Annotated in this window: 19 protein-coding genes; 13 read left to right on the forward strand and 6 right to left on the reverse strand. The window is 46.2% G+C overall.

The window, feature by feature from the left end:
* Nucleotides 1–49: 49 nt before the first annotated feature.
* From rlmH to H4O21_RS02685, 4 genes are all read right to left on the reverse strand, one after another.
* The gene (gene rlmH, locus H4O21_RS02670; RefSeq protein WP_182807286.1) at nucleotides 50–517 is read right to left on the reverse strand and encodes a 23S rRNA (pseudouridine(1915)-N(3))-methyltransferase RlmH; all 468 of its coding nucleotides are present in this window, start codon (nucleotides 515–517) and stop codon (nucleotides 50–52) included.
* Entirely contained in the window at nucleotides 514–867 is a 354-nt protein-coding gene (rsfS, locus tag H4O21_RS02675) for a ribosome silencing factor (protein WP_182807287.1), read from the reverse strand. The genes rlmH and rsfS overlap by 4 nt, the downstream gene beginning before the upstream one ends.
* 197 nt (nucleotides 868–1,064) lie before the next feature.
* Nucleotides 1,065–1,733, reverse strand: coding sequence for a nicotinate-nucleotide adenylyltransferase (nadD, locus tag H4O21_RS02680; protein WP_220495471.1), 669 nt, complete (start codon nucleotides 1,731–1,733; stop codon nucleotides 1,065–1,067).
* 209 nt (nucleotides 1,734–1,942) lie between these two features.
* Nucleotides 1,943–3,199: a glutamate-5-semialdehyde dehydrogenase gene (locus H4O21_RS02685; protein ID WP_182807288.1), complete on the reverse strand. Its 1,257-nt coding sequence runs from the start codon at nucleotides 3,197–3,199 to the stop codon at nucleotides 1,943–1,945.
* A gap of 290 nt (nucleotides 3,200–3,489) precedes the next feature.
* On the opposite strand from H4O21_RS02685, the gene H4O21_RS02690 reads away from it, so the two are divergent.
* The 3 genes from H4O21_RS02690 to H4O21_RS02700 are packed head-to-tail and all read left to right on the forward strand — an operon-like array spanning nucleotide 3,490 to nucleotide 6,307.
* Nucleotides 3,490–4,434 carry a GGDEF domain-containing protein gene (locus H4O21_RS02690; RefSeq protein WP_182807289.1) on the forward strand — a complete coding sequence of 315 codons (945 nt, stop codon included), beginning with the start codon at nucleotides 3,490–3,492 and terminating at the stop codon, nucleotides 4,432–4,434.
* On the forward strand, nucleotides 4,427–5,380 hold the full coding sequence (locus H4O21_RS02695; RefSeq protein ID WP_182807290.1) for a GGDEF domain-containing protein: 954 nt from the start codon (nucleotides 4,427–4,429) through the stop codon (nucleotides 5,378–5,380). The genes H4O21_RS02690 and H4O21_RS02695 overlap by 8 nt, the downstream gene beginning before the upstream one ends.
* Before the next feature lie 27 nt (nucleotides 5,381–5,407).
* Nucleotides 5,408–6,307, forward strand: coding sequence for a DMT family transporter (locus tag H4O21_RS02700; protein WP_182807291.1), 900 nt, complete (start codon nucleotides 5,408–5,410; stop codon nucleotides 6,305–6,307).
* A gap of 59 nt (nucleotides 6,308–6,366) precedes the next feature.
* Here H4O21_RS02700 and H4O21_RS02705 read toward each other — a convergent pair whose 3' ends face one another.
* Both H4O21_RS02705 and mpl read right to left on the reverse strand, forming a co-directional pair.
* Nucleotides 6,367–7,011: a flavin prenyltransferase UbiX gene (locus H4O21_RS02705; protein WP_182807353.1), complete on the reverse strand. Its 645-nt coding sequence runs from the start codon at nucleotides 7,009–7,011 to the stop codon at nucleotides 6,367–6,369.
* 192 nt (nucleotides 7,012–7,203) lie between these two features.
* On the reverse strand, nucleotides 7,204–8,586 hold the full coding sequence (mpl, locus tag H4O21_RS02710) for a UDP-N-acetylmuramate:L-alanyl-gamma-D-glutamyl-meso-diaminopimelate ligase (protein ID WP_182807292.1): 1,383 nt from the start codon (nucleotides 8,584–8,586) through the stop codon (nucleotides 7,204–7,206).
* Between the two features lie 322 nt (nucleotides 8,587–8,908).
* On the opposite strand from mpl, the gene H4O21_RS02715 reads away from it, so the two are divergent.
* The 10 genes from H4O21_RS02715 (at nucleotide 8,909) to H4O21_RS02760 (ending at nucleotide 19,009) form a co-directional block, all read left to right on the forward strand.
* The gene (locus tag H4O21_RS02715; RefSeq protein WP_182807293.1) at nucleotides 8,909–10,174 is read left to right on the forward strand and encodes a 6-phosphofructokinase; all 1,266 of its coding nucleotides are present in this window, start codon (nucleotides 8,909–8,911) and stop codon (nucleotides 10,172–10,174) included.
* A 231-nt stretch (nucleotides 10,175–10,405) separates the two neighbouring features.
* Nucleotides 10,406–11,188 carry a substrate-binding periplasmic protein gene (locus H4O21_RS02720; protein ID WP_182807294.1) on the forward strand — a complete coding sequence of 261 codons (783 nt, stop codon included), beginning with the start codon at nucleotides 10,406–10,408 and terminating at the stop codon, nucleotides 11,186–11,188.
* A 148-nt stretch (nucleotides 11,189–11,336) separates the two neighbouring features.
* Entirely contained in the window at nucleotides 11,337–12,038 is a 702-nt protein-coding gene (locus H4O21_RS02725) for a helix-turn-helix transcriptional regulator (RefSeq protein ID WP_182807295.1), read from the forward strand.
* 111 nt (nucleotides 12,039–12,149) lie between these two features.
* Nucleotides 12,150–12,698: an adenylyl-sulfate kinase gene (gene cysC / locus H4O21_RS02730; RefSeq protein ID WP_220495472.1), complete on the forward strand. Its 549-nt coding sequence runs from the start codon at nucleotides 12,150–12,152 to the stop codon at nucleotides 12,696–12,698.
* Between the two features lie 30 nt (nucleotides 12,699–12,728).
* Nucleotides 12,729–13,643 carry a hypothetical protein gene (locus H4O21_RS02735; protein WP_182807296.1) on the forward strand — a complete coding sequence of 305 codons (915 nt, stop codon included), beginning with the start codon at nucleotides 12,729–12,731 and terminating at the stop codon, nucleotides 13,641–13,643.
* Nucleotides 13,644–13,741: 98 nt separating this feature from the next.
* Nucleotides 13,742–14,461, forward strand: a complete 720-nt coding sequence (locus H4O21_RS02740; RefSeq protein WP_182807297.1) for an aspartyl/asparaginyl beta-hydroxylase domain-containing protein — start codon at nucleotides 13,742–13,744, stop codon at nucleotides 14,459–14,461.
* Nucleotides 14,462–14,612: 151 nt separating this feature from the next.
* Entirely contained in the window at nucleotides 14,613–15,902 is a 1,290-nt protein-coding gene (locus H4O21_RS02745; RefSeq protein WP_182807298.1) for an SAM-dependent methyltransferase, read from the forward strand.
* A 304-nt stretch (nucleotides 15,903–16,206) separates the two neighbouring features.
* A complete protein-coding gene (locus H4O21_RS02750) occupies nucleotides 16,207–17,439 on the forward strand; it encodes an SAM-dependent methyltransferase (RefSeq protein WP_182807299.1) in 1,233 nt (410 codons plus the stop codon).
* 13 nt (nucleotides 17,440–17,452) lie between these two features.
* On the forward strand, nucleotides 17,453–18,379 hold the full coding sequence (locus H4O21_RS02755; RefSeq protein WP_182807300.1) for a methionyl-tRNA formyltransferase: 927 nt from the start codon (nucleotides 17,453–17,455) through the stop codon (nucleotides 18,377–18,379).
* Between the two features lie 45 nt (nucleotides 18,380–18,424).
* A complete protein-coding gene (locus H4O21_RS02760) occupies nucleotides 18,425–19,009 on the forward strand; it encodes a phage tail protein (protein WP_182807301.1) in 585 nt (194 codons plus the stop codon).
* Nucleotides 19,010–19,072 lie beyond the last annotated feature (63 nt).

The following is a 19,072-nucleotide window of genomic DNA, read 5'->3' on the forward strand; positions in this document are numbered from 1 at the left end:
GCATACTCAGACAGTAGAAATACTGATTCTGATGGAATTTGCCGAATAATTATCTGTGATAAGGGTGCCCCTGAATCAGGCTCCAGGCCCGATAAATCTGTTCAGATAAAAGAATTCTTACCATAGGATGGGGCAGGGTTAACGGAGATAAGGACCACTGCTGATTTGCCCGTTGCCTGCATTCAGGTGCAAGACCTTCCGGGCCACCTACCAGCAGAGCAACGTCCTGACCGGACATCTGCCAGCCTTCAGCCTGCTTCGCCAGCTGCTCTGTTGACCAGGGATTACCCAGAACTTCAAGTGCGACAACATGGTCAGAAGACCTGATCTTAGACATCATCAGCTCGCCTTCTTTCTGAATAGCTCGCTCAATATCTGCGTTCTTTCCCCGGTTTCCCGGTGCAATCTCAATCAACTCCAGAGAAAACTCTCTCGGCAGACGCTTAGCATACTCCTGATACCCCTGTTCAACCCAACGGGGCATCTTCGTACCTACAGCAATCAGGCGTATCTTCAAGATACGCTCTCCGCTTCTGAGTCTTCAGGCAGATCACTCCACAGACGTTCCAGGTCATAGAACTGACGAGTAGCCGGTTGCATCACATGTACCACCACATCGCCCAGATCAACCAGAACCCACTCACTACCGGCCTGGCCTTCAACTCCCAAAGGACGAACTCCGTTATCCTTCACGTTTTCTACAACATTATTCGCCAGAGATGATACATGGCGGTTCGAAGTACCACTGGCAATAATCATGAAGTCAGTCACACTGGTGCTACCAGAGACATCCAGTACGGTGATATCGTTACCTTTCATCTCTTCCAGTGAATCAATAACCAGCTGCTTGAGTTGTTCAGTTTGCATAGGACCTCAATATTCAGGATAAAGCAGACAAGCGGGTAATTGTCTTACAAGTTTGAACGCCTTTGTAGCTTTATGTTCAAAAAAAGCGAAAAAAAGCCGTAAAACCCTGCCAGACATCTCATAAAAAATTGCCAGCCCCTGTCACAATAAAGATATGCAGCAATAATTTCGTCTACAAGATACCCTCTCCGGGAAAGCTAGCAACGATACAAAGCGTGTGCCTGTGCATAACTCAGCACACATTCTGGCAACAGATAGCGTGCAGATTGCCCGCGAAACAGCTGCTGTCGGATATAGGTCGCGGAGATTTCCAGTTGAGATGGCAGACTGACCGGAACAATACCACCTGCCAGCTGATAAGGAAGCTGTTCGGGCCTGATATGACGCGCCTGCCAGATTTGCGCTTCAACAGATCCCGGAGATAATTGATATCCCGGTCGGGTCAGTACCACCAGATTAGCCAGTTTCAGAATCCGCTCCCACTGGTTCCAGCGTGAAAACGATGCAAATGCATCAATCCCCATTACCCAGCACAGCCCGGTTTCAGGGCCATATTCGTTACGCATGCTTTCCAGCGTATAAACAGAATAGGAAGGCCGATCAGATAAAATCTCCCGGTCATCAACCACAAGCGCCTCTTCACCAGCAATGGCCAGCTCCAGCATTTCCAGACGTTGCTCTGAACTGGCTCCGGGCCGACTTCTGTGCGTAGGCTGATGACATGGCAACATACGCACTTCCGCCAGACCCAGTAACTGGCACAGTTCCAGCGCCGAGCGCAGATGACCATTATGGACCGGATCAAATGTCCCTCCCATAACAGCAATCAGCTTATGAGCCTGTTTCACATTCATTTCCGACAACATTTCGCCTCTGCTCTTCACCACATTGCACAATCGGACAAACGACTGAAAACAATATTACGACACTCTTCAATCATCAGTTGAAGAATACAGCGTTTCATTAACAGACAACTCTGTTCAGGTCTGTTTATGCAACCTGTATAAGCAACAATGGCAGACTCCCCGGTCTGCCATTGCTGTACGCTGCTATCCTCTATCAGGCATATCCGACCCTACTGCCGGATATGGCCATCCCCCAGAACGATATATTTCTGAGAAGTCAGACCGTCCAGGCCTACCGGACCACGGGCATGAATTTTATCCGTTGAGATACCAATCTCAGCCCCCAGACCATACTCAAAGCCATCAGCAAACCGTGTTGAAGCATTAACCATAACAGAGCTTGAATCCACTTCCGCCAGGAAACGACGGGACAGCGAATAATTATCCGTCACAATGGCATCGGTATGATGAGAACCATACTGATTAATATGAGCTATCGCTTCATCAATATCAGCAACGACTTTAATGGCCAGCACGGGAGCCAGATACTCAGTCGCCCAGTCTTCCTCCGTCGCTTCACGAGCCAGGGGAAGAATCTCTCGGGTCTGCTCACATCCACGTAATTCAACCCCTTTTTCTGCATAAGCTTTTTCCAGCTCAGGCAGAATAAGATCTGCAATACTGGCATGAACCAACAGAGTTTCCATTGTGTTGCAGGTGCCGTAACGGTGGGTTTTTGCATTCACTGCGATATCCAGCGCCTTCTTAGGGTCAGCCTGATCGTCAATATAGACATGACAGATACCATCCAGATGCTTAATCACAGGTACAGAGGCTTCCCGACTGATCCGCTCAATCAGCCCTTTACCACCACGAGGCACAATCACATCAACATATTCAGGCATAGTGATCAGCTCACCAACAGCAGCTCTGTCAGTGGTTTTGATCACCTGAACGGTACTCTCTGGCAGACCTGCAGCCTTCAACCCGGTTGCCAGACATTCCGCAATCGCCTGATTAGAATGAATAGCCTCAGAACCTCCACGCAGAATCACCGCATTGCCGGACTTCAGACACAGACTGGCCGCCTCAACTGTTACGTTGGGTCTGGATTCATAAATAATACCGATCACTCCCAGAGGAACACGCATTTTACCAATCTGAATCCCTGAAGGCCGGTAATTCATATCAGTGATCTCCCCGACCGGATCGGGCAATGCAGCAACCTGGCGCAAACCTTCAATCATGGTATCAATGACGCTGGGTGTCAGGGCCAGTCGATCCAGAAGAGCACTATCCAGGCCATTAGCACGACCACTTTCCAGATCTTTTTCATTCGCCAGTACCAGAGTCTCACGCGCGGCATCCAGAGCCTCAGCCGTTGCCAGCAGCGCTTTATTTTTTACTCCGGTATCTGCTTTCGCAATTTCACGCGAAGCCTGACGAGCCTGAAGGCCCGTTTGCTGCATATATTCACTGATATTCATTATTTTTTATCCTGTTCCCCTTCTTGCTATGTTGTCCTGCTTCTTGGCTTCTGCTTAAAGCAGCCGGTCTATCAGGGTATACAGACCGGGCCAGAGTATTTTACATGGTTCAGTATTATCCTGAAGCCCCGACTTTATCCTTAACATGCTGTCGCTTATCAGATGATAAGTCTGCTGCGACAGACAATCGCTCCATCTCATCGGATTTACCCGGAACAAGTGATCGACGAAAATCCCTGCAACCCGTTATAATCGTTTTGGATTACTACTGGAAAGATTTCAAGGCGCGAATGGATATCAGACAAAAAGCCCACCTGCATGCGGCTTACTTTATTCTGGCCGGAGCAGGTACATTATTGCTGAGCTGGGGTTATTATGGAAAAAACCTGTCGGAAGCCGGTTCTATTCTGCTGGCAGGCGGGGTTGCTCTGGTGCTATGTGGCTGCTGGAATCTATGGAGTGTACGCCACTACAACGGCATTCTTCCCTTTCTGGTACTGCTGATTTTTGGTGGCCTGAGTATCGCCGGACACTGGATACCCTCCATGATGACCGCTCACTGGGCTTATATTCTGCCACTCTATCTGTTCAGTCTGCTTAATTTCAAACCAGCTCTGCTGTTGACACTGGCTTACGCATCAATATTCAACCTGTCTACCACAGTACAGCTGGAAGGTGTTGAGCGACTGCAGGTACTCTATCTGTTCTGGTCAGCGACAACTATTGCCTGCATCTTTATCTTTACTAATCGGGAGCGGCAGCAGCATCTGCAGAAACTGATCAGCATAGACCCGGAGAGCGGGGCCTATAATCTGCAACAACTGCACGATGACCTGGTCAGGGAACTGGCGCGCAATGACAGGGAAAATACCAGCTTGGCAATTCTGTGCTTTAAAGAGCGTCAGGAGCAACCCAGAAAAGATCTGAAAAAGCTCTCAGATCATATTACACCCCAGTTACGACCTTTTGACCGACTTTACCGACATCAGGATCACCTGGTGGCCATTCTGCCCTCCGCTAACTACCAGGACAGTATCCATCTTTGCGCCCGCTTTCATAAAGCCAGAGAGATACATATCGCCCTTGCAGCCATTATTCCCGGAGAACATGACACAGAAAAAGAAGTGCTGATCAAGGCAGAAGCAGCCATTATGTCGGCCACAGAACAGGCTGCTGATGCCCCCTTATATCTGGTCAGTGACTTTCTGGATACCACGGAGGGTTTCCATGCTTAAACTCAGTTCGGGCATTCAGCTGCTAAGAGATAAAATTACAGCAGCGATCTATCTTTCACTGGCCATCGCTCTGGCAGTAACGGCCTGGTATCATCAATTGCTGGGGCATTATGACCAGATTCTCTGGCCGGCACTGACCAGCCCTTTTATACTGGCGCTGGCCATTATTCGCTTTATTCAACCCATTGACTCACCAGACGTTACCGTTTATCCGGTACTGATACTACTGGGATGTATCCTGTTAAATAACGGCCACCTTGATGATCCTCTTTATCGTCAATGGCTGTATATGCTGCCAGTTTTTACCTATTTTGTGCTGCCTGTACGTCAGGCCAGTATCACCCTGGCGGTGTTTGTCTGCATATTTTTCCTGTTTCGCTCAGATCTGCATAATGGCATCATTTTTTCCGACCTGACGATCCATTCCACACTGTTTGCCGGTATCAGTTTTCTGTTTGCTTATACCCAGGAAAAACAAACCCGGACACTGGAACAGCTCAGCGGTAAAGATAGCCTGACCGGTGCTTTTACTGAACGTCAGTTACACGAAAGACTGGAAGTTGAAGTCGCCAGAACCCGCACCACACAACGTCCTCTGTCAGCACTCTATATCACTCTTCATGGACTGGACGAATATGCTGAGCAACACAGCGAACAAAGCTACAACAAATTGATTCGCAAAATCAGTCACACGATGCAGGATAGTTGTCGTACAGGCGATGAACTGTATCGTATCAGAGAAAACAGTTTTCTTTATCTGCTGCCAAATACATCAGTTAACGGCAGTATTGTGCTGAAAGAGCGGGTCTGGCAACAGCTGACCGAACAAACCGAACTGGATAATATTCTGCCGGATGCAACCATGAATCCGGCCACATTACAAAATGATGAGCAAGCCCAGCATTTTCTGACCCGGACACTGGATACACCGGAAAAACCTGCCTGATGTTCTGCCCTGTCGGGATGATGGGGCATGTACTTTCTGAAAAATAATGAGATCACCATGTCAGATCAGTATAAAGGGCTGTTCAGCCTTCACGGCGGACTATTGCTGTTCGGCGGCACGGCTATTTTCTCCCGCACCCTGGATCTGAGTGCACTGGATATTACCGCATGGCGCTGTGTTGTCGCAGCCGCCTTGTTACTGGGCTGGCTTGGGTTACGAAAAAAAACACTGGTCTTTAACAGCACAGCACACTGGCTGGGATTGATCGCTTTATCTGTCCTGATGGGGCTACATTGGGTCACTTACTTCCACTCTATGCAGGTCTCCAGTGTGACAACCGGGATGCTGGCTCTGTTTACTTACCCTGTTATCACAGTACTGCTGGAACCGGTATTGGATCACACCCGCTTACAATTCCGGGATTTGCTCGCAGCAATTCTGGTTGTTAGTGGCGTGGTACTGATGACTCCGACCCTTGATCCGGATAACCCGGTAGCGGCCGGTGTTTTCTGGGGGATATTCTCAGCGGCATTATTCTCGGTAAGAAACATTCTGCAACGGCGTTATTTCAGTACATACAGCCCGGTGCTGATCATGGGCTGGCAGACTTTTTTTGTCGCCGTTATGTTACTGCCTTTCGCCAGTCACCAGTTATTTTCTCTGCCATCCGAACAATGGTTTCAGTTACTCTTGCTTGGAACTGTATTTACCGCAGCGCCACATACCTTGCTGGCAAACAGCCTGCGTTATCTGAAAGCCACCAGCGTAGGACTGATTTCATGCCTACAGCCTGTTTATGGCACCTTGCTGGCAGCCATCCTGCTATCGGAACACCCTGATTTTATGACGATAGCCGGAGGCTTACTGATTATTGCTGCCGCCGCCAATGAAACCCTTAAAAAACAACCAACACAATTAAAACCGTAGAGCAGACCAGATTGTAGTACAGACAAAATATATTAAGCTGAATAGGTAGCCTGTCCGGGTCAGGAAGACTCCCCCCAGCGCGGCATCAGTCCCTGATCAAAGCCCAGCTGATCAAGAACACGTGCAACAATAAAATCCACCATATCATTGACAGTCTCAGGATGGTGATAAAATCCGGGACTGGCAGGCATTACCAGGGCACCCATACGTGTCAATGTCAGCATATGCTGCAGATGAACTTCATGATAAGGCGCTTCCCGATGTACCAGAATCAACTGACGGCGCTCCTTCAACGCCACATCCGCTGCTCTTTCAATCAGGTTATTACTGGCTGCCGTTGCAATAGCAGACAGAGTGCCTGTCGAACAGGGACAAATAACCATTTTGTGTGGGGCTCCTGAGCCGGATGCAACCGGAGACATCCAGTTTTCACGTCCATACACCCGTATCTGACCAGGCTGAGCAGAAAAACGCTGATAAAGCGCCTCTTCCAGACGATGAGTATCAGCGGGAAACTTCTCTTCTGTTTCCGTGGCAATGACCACATGAGCGGCTTTTGAAATAAGCACCGAGACCTCACAATCCAGTGCAATCAGACACTCTATCAGACGTATACCATACTGAACCCCGGATGCACCGGTCAAAGCGACCGTAACCCGCTCTCTTTGAGAGGTTTCAGATACATTCTTATTATCAGAAGACAAGCCTGATGATGTGGCGACACAAGCAGAAGATGCAATGGAATCAGAAGCAACAGTTTGCAAGGGATTACTCAGCTTTTAATTTCGACAGTAAAACATAACGCACAATATAGACGAGGTTATTTCCGTCAGAAACAGATAAACGGCTTCAACAGAAATAACCCCGAATGCACGACATAACAGTATACGACAGAATCAGGAATTCAGAGCATCCAGCAATTTCTGATGAATGCCGCCAAAGCCACCATTGCTCATCACAACAATCCTGTCACCCGGTTTACTGTTTTCAACCAGAGCATCGATCAACTGACCAAGATCAGATTCAACCTGAGCAGGCACAGGAGAATCCCCAACGACCTGCTCAAGATTCCAGTCCAGTCCTTTTGGCTGATACCAGAAAACCTGATCAGCGCAACGGGTTGACTGTGCCAGCTGATCCTGCAAGGTACCCAGTCTCATCGTATTAGAACGCGGTTCAATAACAGCAATCAGACGCCCAAGTGGCTCATTTCCGGTATCCTTTTCCAGTTCCAGTTGATTACGCGCCCCTTCCAGAGTGGTATAGATCGCGGTTGGGTGATGAGCAAAGTCATCATAAACCCGGATACCTCTCACCTCACCTTTCAACTCCATCCGGCGTTTCACATTCCGGAATTCAGCCAGTGCTTCAGCAGCAATTTCAGGAGTAACACCAACATGACGAGCAGCAGCAATCGCTGCCAGTGCATTGGCCACATTATGCTGTCCTGATAATGCCCATTTCAGTTCAGCCACGACATCGCCGCGGTATAACACCGAAAATTCACTGCCATCAGAACGGATCATCTGCGCCTGCCAGTGCCCGCCTTCATTGTCATCAATGTTCTGGCACTCAGTCCAGCACCCCATATCCAGTACCTGATTCAGACTGGCTGTATTCTGATGAATGATCAGTCCCTCACCTGGTACTGTACGTACCAGATGATGAAATTGACGCTGAATCGCCGCCAGATCAGGAAAGATATCAGCATGATCAAATTCCAGGTTGTTCATCACCAGTGTCCGGGGCTGATAATGAACAAACTTGGATCGCTTATCAAAAAACGCACTGTCGTATTCATCCGCCTCAATGACAAAAAACGGGGTATCCCCCAGACGGGCAGACACGCCAAAGTTCTCAGGTACTCCTCCCACCAGAAACCCCGGACTCATATGAGCATATTCCAGAATCCAGCCCAACATACTGGTTGTCGTTGTTTTACCATGAGTACCGGCAATAGCCATGACCCAGCGTCCGGGCAGAACATGATCGGATAACCATTGTGGCCCAGAGGTATAAGCCAGACCTTTATTCAGTACATATTCTACTGCCGGATTACCCCGGCTCATCGCATTACCAATGATGACAAGATCAGGTGCGGGATCTAACTGAGCTGGATCAAACCCTTCAGTAACGTCAATCCCCTGCTCCTGCAACTGAGTACTCATGGGAGGATATACATTAGCGTCACAGCCTGTCACCTTATGCCCCAGCTCCCGTGCCAGTAATGCCAGACTTCCCATAAAGGTGCCGCAAATCCCCAGAATATGCAGATGCATGATCACTCCTCCCCGCTCTGAATCCGGCGGTTTTCATCGATAATACAAAAACGGCAGAGTATCACGGCTCCGGCCATCTTCCCATGCCCCCGACAGACTATTTCCCACTCCCCCCGCACTGACTATAAGCAATTAAAATGCAGCGTAACTGAATGAAAAGACAACAGTTTCATTAACACGCTATAAAAACCTGCTATATCCCCATGCAAAAGTCCCGGTTTTCAAGTAAGATTGCCCGCATTTTTTCGGGCAGGTCTGTCGGACCTGGCTAATATTCTTATATTTAACGAACCTATGCGACTCTCAGGAGCCTGATTCAGCGATGAGCAAGCAAAACGCATTTTACGCCCAATCCGGTGGTGTAACGTCCGTCATTAACGCCAGTGCCTGTGGTGTAATTGAAACTGCACGTAAGCACAGCGACACAATTGGCACAGTTTACGCCGGACGTAACGGTATTATCGGTGCTCTGGTAGAAGAGCTGATTGATACCAATGCTATCTCTGATGAAGACGTTGCAGCACTGCGCTTCACTCCTGGTGGCGCATTCGGCTCCTGCCGCTACAAGCTGAAAGATATTGACACGCACCGTGAGCAGTATGAGCGTCTGATTGAAGTATTCAAAGCCCACGATATTGGTTACTTCTTCTACAACGGCGGTAACGATTCTGCAGATACCTGCCTGAAAGTATCTCAGATCTCTGAAAAGCTGGGCTATCCGATCAAAGCCATCCACGTTCCTAAGACCGTTGATAACGATCTGCCGATCACTGATACCTGCCCTGGCTTTGGTTCTGTTGCCAAATACATCGCACTGTCCACGATGGAAGCAGGTCTGGACATTAAGTCCATGTGTGAAACCTCAACCAAGGTGTTTATCCTGGAAGTGATGGGGCGTCACGCAGGCTGGATTGCTGCTGCTGGCGGACTGGCACAGCAGGCAGAAGACCAGCCACCACATATCATCATATTCCCGGAGATCGCTTTTGATCGCGCAGCGTTTATGGCAAAAGTGGATCAGAGCGTTAAAGATCACGGCTACTGCGTGATTGTGGTTTCTGAAGGCGCACACTACGAAGACGGCACCTTCCTGGCCGATGCCGGTACCAAAGATGCTTTCGGTCATACTCAGTTAGGTGGTGTAGCACCAACACTGGCCAATATGGTTCGTGAAGAACTGGGTTATAAATATCACTGGGCAGTGGCAGATTACCTGCAGCGTGCTGCACGACACATCTCTTCTAAAACCGATCTGGACCAGGCTTACGCTGTAGGTCAGGCTGCGGTTGAAATGGCTGTTGCTGGCAAGAATGCAGTTATGCCTGCAATTACACGCACCAGTAATACACCATTCAACTGGACAATTACAGAAGCCCCCCTGGATCAGGTGGCTAACGTTGAGAAGTTTATGCCACGGGATTTCATCACCGAAGATGGCTTTGGCATTACTGACGCTTGCCGCGAATACCTGGAGCCTCTGATTCGTGGTGAAGCTGAGCTGCCATATGATGAAAAAACCGGCCTGCCACGTTATGTTCGCCTGCAACACACTCTGGCAGGAAAAAAACTGCCTGAGTTTAAAGCCTGATCAGTATCGCATTCATCAGCCTGGTTATTTCGCTAACCTCAACGTTGCTATGGTATGACAGCATAAAAGCCCTGTTATAAGACAGGGCTTTTACTATCCGCCAGAAACGTAAACCAGCCCACTCACTTATTAACCCTCTCCCCATCGGGCAAACTTTTACATCCCATCAGAAATCCGTTCTAATCAGAACTATACTGTCTTCAGTTAATGTTGCTCCGGAGTCTGATAGTTATGATAAAACTGTTATCCCAAACCCGGATTTTTATTATTTCTCTGATACTGTCTCTGTTCAGCTCTGTTGCTATCGCTCAGACAATCAGAATCGCTACGGGGGAATACCCGCCTTTTTGCTCCAGCTCTGCAAAACACTACGGTTTTGTCAGCCATGTCATCAGTGAAGCCTTTGCTCGCGAAGGCCATCAGGTTGAATTTGATTTTTTACCCTGGAAACGGGCCTTGTATCAGACATCTAACGGCGAATACGATGCCACCAGCTGGTGGGTATATAGCGATGAAAGAGCGGCTAAATTTTATTACAGTGATACGGTTGTCACCAACAGCGTGCACTTTTTCTATGTTAAAGCTCATAATTTCGACTTTGACTGGAAAACCCTATCTGATCTGGATGATTATCGCCTGGGGGTTACACGGGGTTACTTTTATAATGAAGAGTTCACTCAATACAGAGAAGAGAATACTGACCGGTTTGATGTCGTCAACAGCGACGAGCAAAGTCTGAAGCGCATGCTGTTGAAACGCATCGACCTGTTTCCGGTTAACGTGGTGGTCGGACTGGAATTACTCAGAACAAAATTCGGGCCGAATGTGATCCATCAGATCACCTATCATCCCAGACCTCTCAGTAGTAAAGACGGCTTTATCCTGTTTCCTAAAAGCCAGGCAAACTCAGCTCAACTATCAGCTATCTTTAATTCAGGCCTAAAAAAACTAAAAGCAGATGGTAGCTACGAACGCATGCAGGAAAACCTGCTGTCTGGCTATTACTCTAATTAAAAACAGGCATCCTGTGACAACATCACTTTACCGGCCCATATTACTCTGCTGACAACTGTTGTCAGTAGAGTAGCCATATCCTCTTTCAGATCATCCTATGACGGATATCAATATAGTATTACCTGAGCGCCAGCAGTAAGGAAACAATGTGAACAAAGCCGAACGCCTGTTTCAACTAACCAATTTATTACGAGGACGACGCACAGCCATCACCGCCCGTACCCTGGCTGAAAAACTTAATGTCAGTGAGCGGACAATTTACCGGGATATTCAGGCTCTTGAGCTATCCGGCATCCCCATTGAAGGGGAAGCAGGTATAGGCTATCGCATCCGTCATAATTTTGAACTGCCACCTCTTATGTTTAATCGCAGCGAGATTATCGCTCTGTTGCTTGGCAGCCGTATGGTTCAGGCCTGGTCAGATAAAGAACTGGCCGGAGCAGCCAGTCGTGCAATAGAAAAGATCAATGCCATTCTGCCTGACGATCTGAAAGCTCTGGCCGAACAACAAACCCTGCTGGTACCGGATTACTTTGTCAACAGCAAACAATCCGATATTAGCCAGGCTGTGCGCAAAGCGATTGAAAATAAGCAACGCATATACCTGACTTACAATCGGGCTGACGGTGAATATTCAGAAAGAATCCTGGACCCGTTGGGCATGGTGTACTGGGGAGGTAAATGGACGCTGATCGCATGGTGTCATCTCAGAGAAAATTACCGTGAATTTCGCATTGATCGTATCAACTCAGCCAGCCCATCAGATGAATACTTCCAGACCAGTGAACAACACAGCCTTGATCATTATATAAGCCTGATAACATACCCTGCAGAAACAGACTACTCCTGATTACCCATTATTTATACACGTCAGAATATTTCATGTTATTACACATGGGTAGACCAGCATAAGCCATAGCTACTAGACTTGCCTTCTGACGATAGCGCAGAGAGTAATCAAATGGAAATGCAGGATACTATGGCACCCCGGCCATACTATAAACAGAATCAACACGCTCGGGTTTACTGGCTAACAGGACTTTCTGCCTCAGGAAAATCAGCTTTAGCAACGGCTCTGAAAACTCAATTGACTCAGTCAGGTGTACCCGCAGTCGTTCTGGATGGAGATCATCTGAGAGATAGCCTTTGCTCGGATCTGTCGTTATCAGAGCAGGACAGAAAAGAAAATATCCGTCGTACAGGTGAAGTAGCACGCCTGCTCCAGCAAAATGGTATACATGCAATCTGCGCTCTGATTTCCCCCTATCGCGCCGATCGCAATGCCGTTCGCCAGCGTATTCCTGACGGTCAGTTTATTGAAGTTTATCTGTCTACTCCCCTGAAAACCTGTATCCGTCGAGACCCTAAAGGCTTATATCAGAAGGCCCTGAATGGACAGATTAAGGGGATGACAGGCATTGATGCACCTTATGAGGCACCTGAAGCCCCCGAATTCTGCTTTGATACACGCTTTATTCAGCCAGAACACATTGCACGCCTTCTGGTATAACTCAATGCGCAATTAAAGGGATATACTTTTATGGATTTTTCAGGCTGGTACCCTGTAGCCCTGCAAGAAAAAGAGCAACCACTGATTAAATGGACTTATTTTGGAGACCAACGTTTTACCAGACCATTCTTTTATGATGAACAGACAGGAAAACCTTATCAATGGCAGCCATTTGACTCCCTGCTCCAGGCCAGCTATCAGGAGATAGTGTCGCCTGCAGCCTTTTTCTTTCACAGCTCGCGCTGTGGTTCAACACTGCTCAGCCAGCAACTCTCCTTATCCGAACGCTTTATCAGCTTATCGGAACCAACCGGGCTTGACCTGATACTTCACTATGTCCACGATCTGGATAATCAGGATGAGCAGATCGCTCTGATACGCACTATGGTTCAGATACTCGGGCAGAAACGATTTGATCGCGAGAGCCACTTATTTATTAAAACAGACAGCTGGCATATCGCCTGGCTCCCCCTGATCAGACAAGCCTACCCAGAAGTGCCATGCTACTTTATGTTCAGGGAGCCCGAAGCCATTATCGCTTCTCATCAGAAGCTCAGAGGGCGTCAGATGGTACCTGGCGTGGTAGATATGAAAGCAGTACAACCGGATCTGAGTCAGGTCGAACCCTGGGATCTGGATCGCTATGCTCAGCAGGTACTATTGCGTTTTTTTGAACTGGCTATTCAGTACCACAAGCAAGGTCTGCTCACACTGATAGATTACAACACCCTGCCAGATTATATATGGCATGACCTGAACACAGAGCTTAACCTGCAATTCACTCTCAAAGAGATGAATATAATGCGACAGGCTTCAGGCAATCATTCCAAACGACCCGACCAGTTATTCCATGAAAAAAAGGCATCTGATATACAAATTATCCCGGAACTATCAGCATGTTATCAGCAATTAAAACAATGTAATGCGATAGACAGTAAAGCCTGACTCATTGACTTTTCGTATGTAATATACCGGGTTATAAGGCGTAATAGCTTTATTAAAAGCGGCTTATTAAAGTCTCTGAAAAACATCAGGGGATAATTATGAGCCGCTTCCTGCAACTGCCGTTAGTTTTTGATATCACACAGCTCAATCGTGATCTGGCAACACTGACAGATAAACTCTGGCACAGTCATATCAATCAACAAGCGCATGATGGTGGCTGGAGTGCATTACCGCTGCGTTCTGTTGGTGGAAGCATTGAACAGATTGCCGTCAAAGAAACAGATCAGTCTTTATACCAGGATACAGAGTACCTGACTCATACCCCCTATTTTCAGCAAATACTCAGCCAGTTTTCCTGCCCATTAGTCTCTGTTCGCCTGATGAAACTCAAAGCAGGTGAAGAAATAAGAGAGCACACAGATCTTGATTTAGGCTATGAAAGTGGCGCTGTTCGCCTGCATATCCCCATTACCACTCATCCGGACATTCTGTTTCATATTGATCAGCAACCCATTCATTTCGGATCTGGAGAGTGCTGGTATATGAATGCGGACTTGCCTCACCGTGTGATTAATCCAACAGATACTGACAGAGTCCACCTCGTCATCGATTGCCTTGTAAATGACTGGATAGAAGCGCTGTTCAGCCGAGCTGGTTATCAGTCTATTAAGGTACAACATAAATACGGAGACCCTACCATCAATGACGACAACGTATTACAGGTTATAGCTGAACTGGAGCGTATGGATACAGATGCAGGTCGGAAAATAGCAGCAAAACTGAAAAGCATTCACCAAAGCAATGCTCAGGCAGTCTGAAAAGACTGCTCATGCTTAACAGACTTTCTGCGTGCGATTGCTATATAAAGCGATTCCGACAGCTATCTGTATTTGTCAGCATTCGTACCTTCAGATGATGAAACCAAACTGAATCAGATAATTCATTACCTGTACATTCGGGAGAAGAGACATGCCAAAACAAGATATTCAACATATTATCAACACTATCCTGATGGCCAGCCCAGAAGAACTATTCTCTCTGAAAGCAGAGACAGACCAACTGGTTAGTCTGCTATGCAAAGTAACAGATATCGACTTACACCCAGCTATTTTTCATGACGAACATGCAACAGAAACCATGCATGGAAAAGCGGTATCGATGACAACAGCAGCCCAGTGCGCAGAAGAATTTATGCGCACTCAGGTCTTTTTGCGAGGTGTATTTCAGGCTATTCAGGATCAGCTGAAAACCCAGGATAGCATCAGGATTCTATATGCTGGCACCGGGCCCTTTGGCCTTCTGGTAGTACCTTTGCTACATCAGTTTACCCCGGACAAAGTTCAGGTTTATCTGTTAGACATTCATCAGGAATCATTGGATGCTCTGCAAAAGCTGATTGAAATACTTGATGTCGATGATTTTATAGAAAACCAGCAGTGTACAGATATTCTGCAATGGCCGATTGAACAACAGCAACCTTTCGACCTCATCATTTCAGAAACAATGAAAGCAATGCTGGATCAGGAACCCCAGGTATCTGTTTTCCGTCACTTGATTCCTTTATTAAAACCTGAGGGGGAGTTGATTCCTCAGCAAATTCAAATTAAAGCCTGGCTGGCAGCTCCCCGATCCTACAATACTCACAGTTTTTATCTTGGCGAAATATTCACATTAGATCGGCAACAAACATATTTATTACACCAGCAAAGCAATCCCACTATTAAAGGTAGCCTGGACATCCCTGAATACCCTGAAGTGTATAAAGATCTTAAGTTTACAACGGATATTCAGGTGTATGGCAGACACTGGTTGACCGAACATCAGTGCTCTCTTAACCTGCCAAAAGTCATTATAGGCACCTCTCCGGAGCCAGGCTCTCAGCTAAGGTATCAATACGAGATAAAACAACATCCTGAGTTCACTTTCGATTATGAAAGCTCTGATGACTTCTCTATTGAACAATTACCTGATCACTTCGAATTATCGGAAACAGGCATCCCATATCTGAAACGCTGCTGGTATAAGGCACAGTTATTAAAACAGAACCACTCTATCAACGACCTGCTACAAAAAGAGTCTGAACTGGACCAACTGCTATTTAATACCTTGTTGCCAGAACCAGACAAGGGAAATGCCCTTCTGTATCAGAGCCACTCTCTTAATGAGTTTGAACGATACATGACCCATAGCCAACAACCACCCAATAACATTCATAAAATAAACATTTTTACAGAAGAGCTCAGACGAAAACTTCAGTAAACCAGCTGAAAGAGGCTTATGCCAATGCCCTGGCTTCACCTGAGCTCATCTGGTTCTGATAATAAAGCCAGAAAATAGCCAGCTGTAACTGGCGTCACATTACGACGACACCTGTAACCTTTCGTAATACTTTTTTCTAATCAATAGAAATAGCATACGGAAGTAGCTGGTTTTATCAGAGATTTTTCACAGGAAGTGATAACCACATCTGAAAATAAAGTGTTATCCGGTTTAATTCAGGAAAAAGCATCGCGTTCAGCATGCAAACAAATTAATTAGCCTTATAAAACAATTGGAAAACAGCATGCAAAGACAAAAAATGTCGCAACGAGTCGAGTCAGATACTGCTGAAGTAACATCTGTTGATCCAAGACTTCAACAGATGCTTAATCAGTCAATCAGAGATCAGTTAAATCAATCTCTGAGTCAGGTTTCAGACGGTGAGCGTCAACTTTTGCTAAAGCAGTCTGTTCTGCAGCTGACAGAGAATATTATTCATAATAATTGCTCTCATGATGAATGGGTAGATTTATATAGCGAAACGCATCAGCACCTGATGTCCAGTTATCGGGAAGCTGACTTATCTGAAGAAGAAAAAAACCAATCTAACATTATAAAAACAGGATTGGTTATGTCTGTTGAATATAGTACAGGTACATTCAATGATATATACCGCGTCAATGCTTTTATTCGTGGTGCCTACCAGGCTATTAATAATAAGGAAAATCAGGAGACAATTCATATTGTTTATCCAGCTTGTGGCCCTTTTGCTCCTCTATTAATCCCTCTGATCAGTTACGTACAGCAAAAAAACATCAACAATAAAATTAAAATATCACTTATTGATATACAACCTGGGGCAATAAAAGCACTTGATCAATTAATTAATGACCTGGGAGTGAGGGAATATATTCATGAATTAGAGTGCATGGACATAATGGATTATAACCCGGGCTTTAAAATTGACATTTTAATTCTGGAAGCTATGCAGCATGGTATTACTCGAGAAGGCCATCTTTTCTTTGCCAGACATCTTGCACAATTTATGACAGAAGACAGCATTCTATTACCAGAAGAAATTACCGTAAACGCATACGCTGGTATTTGTCAGACAGAGTTCGCAACTCAATGGGACGACCAGGATAGAACACACTCCTCGTTACAAAATGAGCAAACCAGAGGCTATAGGCAGCATATAGGAAAAGTAATCACTCTAACTCTGAAAAATATTAAAGATGCAACAACAGTATCTTTAGGAGAGTCTATTGAACTTATTGAAGGAGATATAGTAACTATTCCTGTCGATATAGGAAGTGATAAAGCCCTGCTATTATTCACAACAATCACTGTATTTAACAATGAAAAAATCAGTGAATATGACTCAGGTATTACACAACCTATTTACATGCCGTCAGTATGTATGAATTTCAAACCCAAAGCCCCCCAACCAGACGACCTTTTAGTTAAAAGCGGTGACAATATAAGGTTTTACTACAAGATGGACGCAACTCCCGGCTTTCTGCCAGTAAAAGCATAGCAGGTATAAAAAAATGAACAGTAAACTTTCTGTCATCACTTCCAGCTGCGCTGCACTTTCTATGATTTCTTATTTATTTAATAAGAAAATGCTGGCAGGCGTTATCATTACTGGAGAAATGAACCCTGATATTCAATCTCTGGAAGCACAGTTAAATCACAGCAATATTCCTTTTTGCTATACCAGTGAAGAAGACAAAATGATATCAGCACTGGTTTCCTGGCAAGCTATTGCAGGGGTTATTTTTTATTGCCGCTCAAAAATATCACTGCCTGTGATTAACACACCAGAAAAAGGCACGATTAATATTCATGCTTCTCCCTTACCAGCGTACCGTGGCCCGCAGCCTGTCTACTGGCAGATTCGCAATGGTGAAAAACAGACCATGCTGACAGCTCATATGGCGGTAGAGGAATATGATGCAGGAGATATTGTTGCACAACAAACCGTACCTGTGTCGGAGTACGATACTCACCACAGTCTTACAGGAAAATTATATAGTTATATTCCTGATCTGATGGAAAAAGTTATTAATCAGCTGGAAAAACATAAGCAGTTTATAACACAACCGCAAGCTGAAGCACCTTATTTTTATGCCAGAAATATAACAGATGAAGACCTGAAAATTAACTGGAAAACAATAACTGCGTCAGAACTTATTAATCAGGTCAGGGCAGGCAACCCTCAGTGCGGCGGTTCCATTCTGACATTGGGTAGCAATCAGGGGCAAGCCCAGCTATTACAGGCAAGTTATTCCGATTTACCTGTTCATAACATTCCTCCTGGCACAATTATTTGTGTCTCATCAGACAAGGGGCTTGTTGTAGCTTTAAAGGACCAAGCTGTACGTCTGGATATTATCGCCAATGCGGATGGTGTTTACGATGGTTTTAGATTTGCCTGCCTGTTCAGGCTCAGCTCAGCAATGAGCTTTTCATAACCTAAACCCGGCAATTGTGCCAAGCATATAAAAAAGGAAGTCAAAATGGATCCATTAATGACCACGATCTCTTATTGGGGAGCAAACTTCAATCCACGGGACTGGCTCTTCTGCGATCACTCGTTGTTGTCTATAGGCTCATTTCCTGCAGTTTACAGCCTTATCGGTACCATCTACGGAGGTGACGCCCGTACAACATTCTCATTACCAGATCTGAGAGGTCGTGTACCACTGGGTGCAGGCTACTCCCCGGGCTTACAGAACTATGTACAAGGTACCAGAGCCGGGCATGAGTTTGTGACACTTAGTTCTTCAGAGATTCCATCACTCAATCAGACTATGAGCTTGTCAGGATTATCCGCTAACTTGCCTATTAGCACCACAACAGGAACAGTCTCTGATATGACTGGGGCGAATGCTGCCCTTGCCGTTGGATCAACAGATGTTGGTGGAGATGTTTACTCTACTCATATGTACTCCCCTTCTCCAACCGCATATAAAGCTCTTCCAATAACAGGAAGCGTTACAGCAACCGGTGGGGGAAATGGTAATTCCCATGAAAACCGTATGCCATACTCTGTAGTACAGTGCATTATTTCAATGAATGGTATCTATCCAAGCAGGAACTAAGCAATTGTGCGCAATAATCTTCCCCATAGCTTATTGCGCACTTTAAATAAACAGGGAAGGTAA

This window comes from Oceanospirillum sediminis (assembly GCF_014164585.1).
Taxonomy (GTDB): domain Bacteria; phylum Pseudomonadota; class Gammaproteobacteria; order Pseudomonadales; family Halomonadaceae; genus Oceanospirillum; species Oceanospirillum sediminis.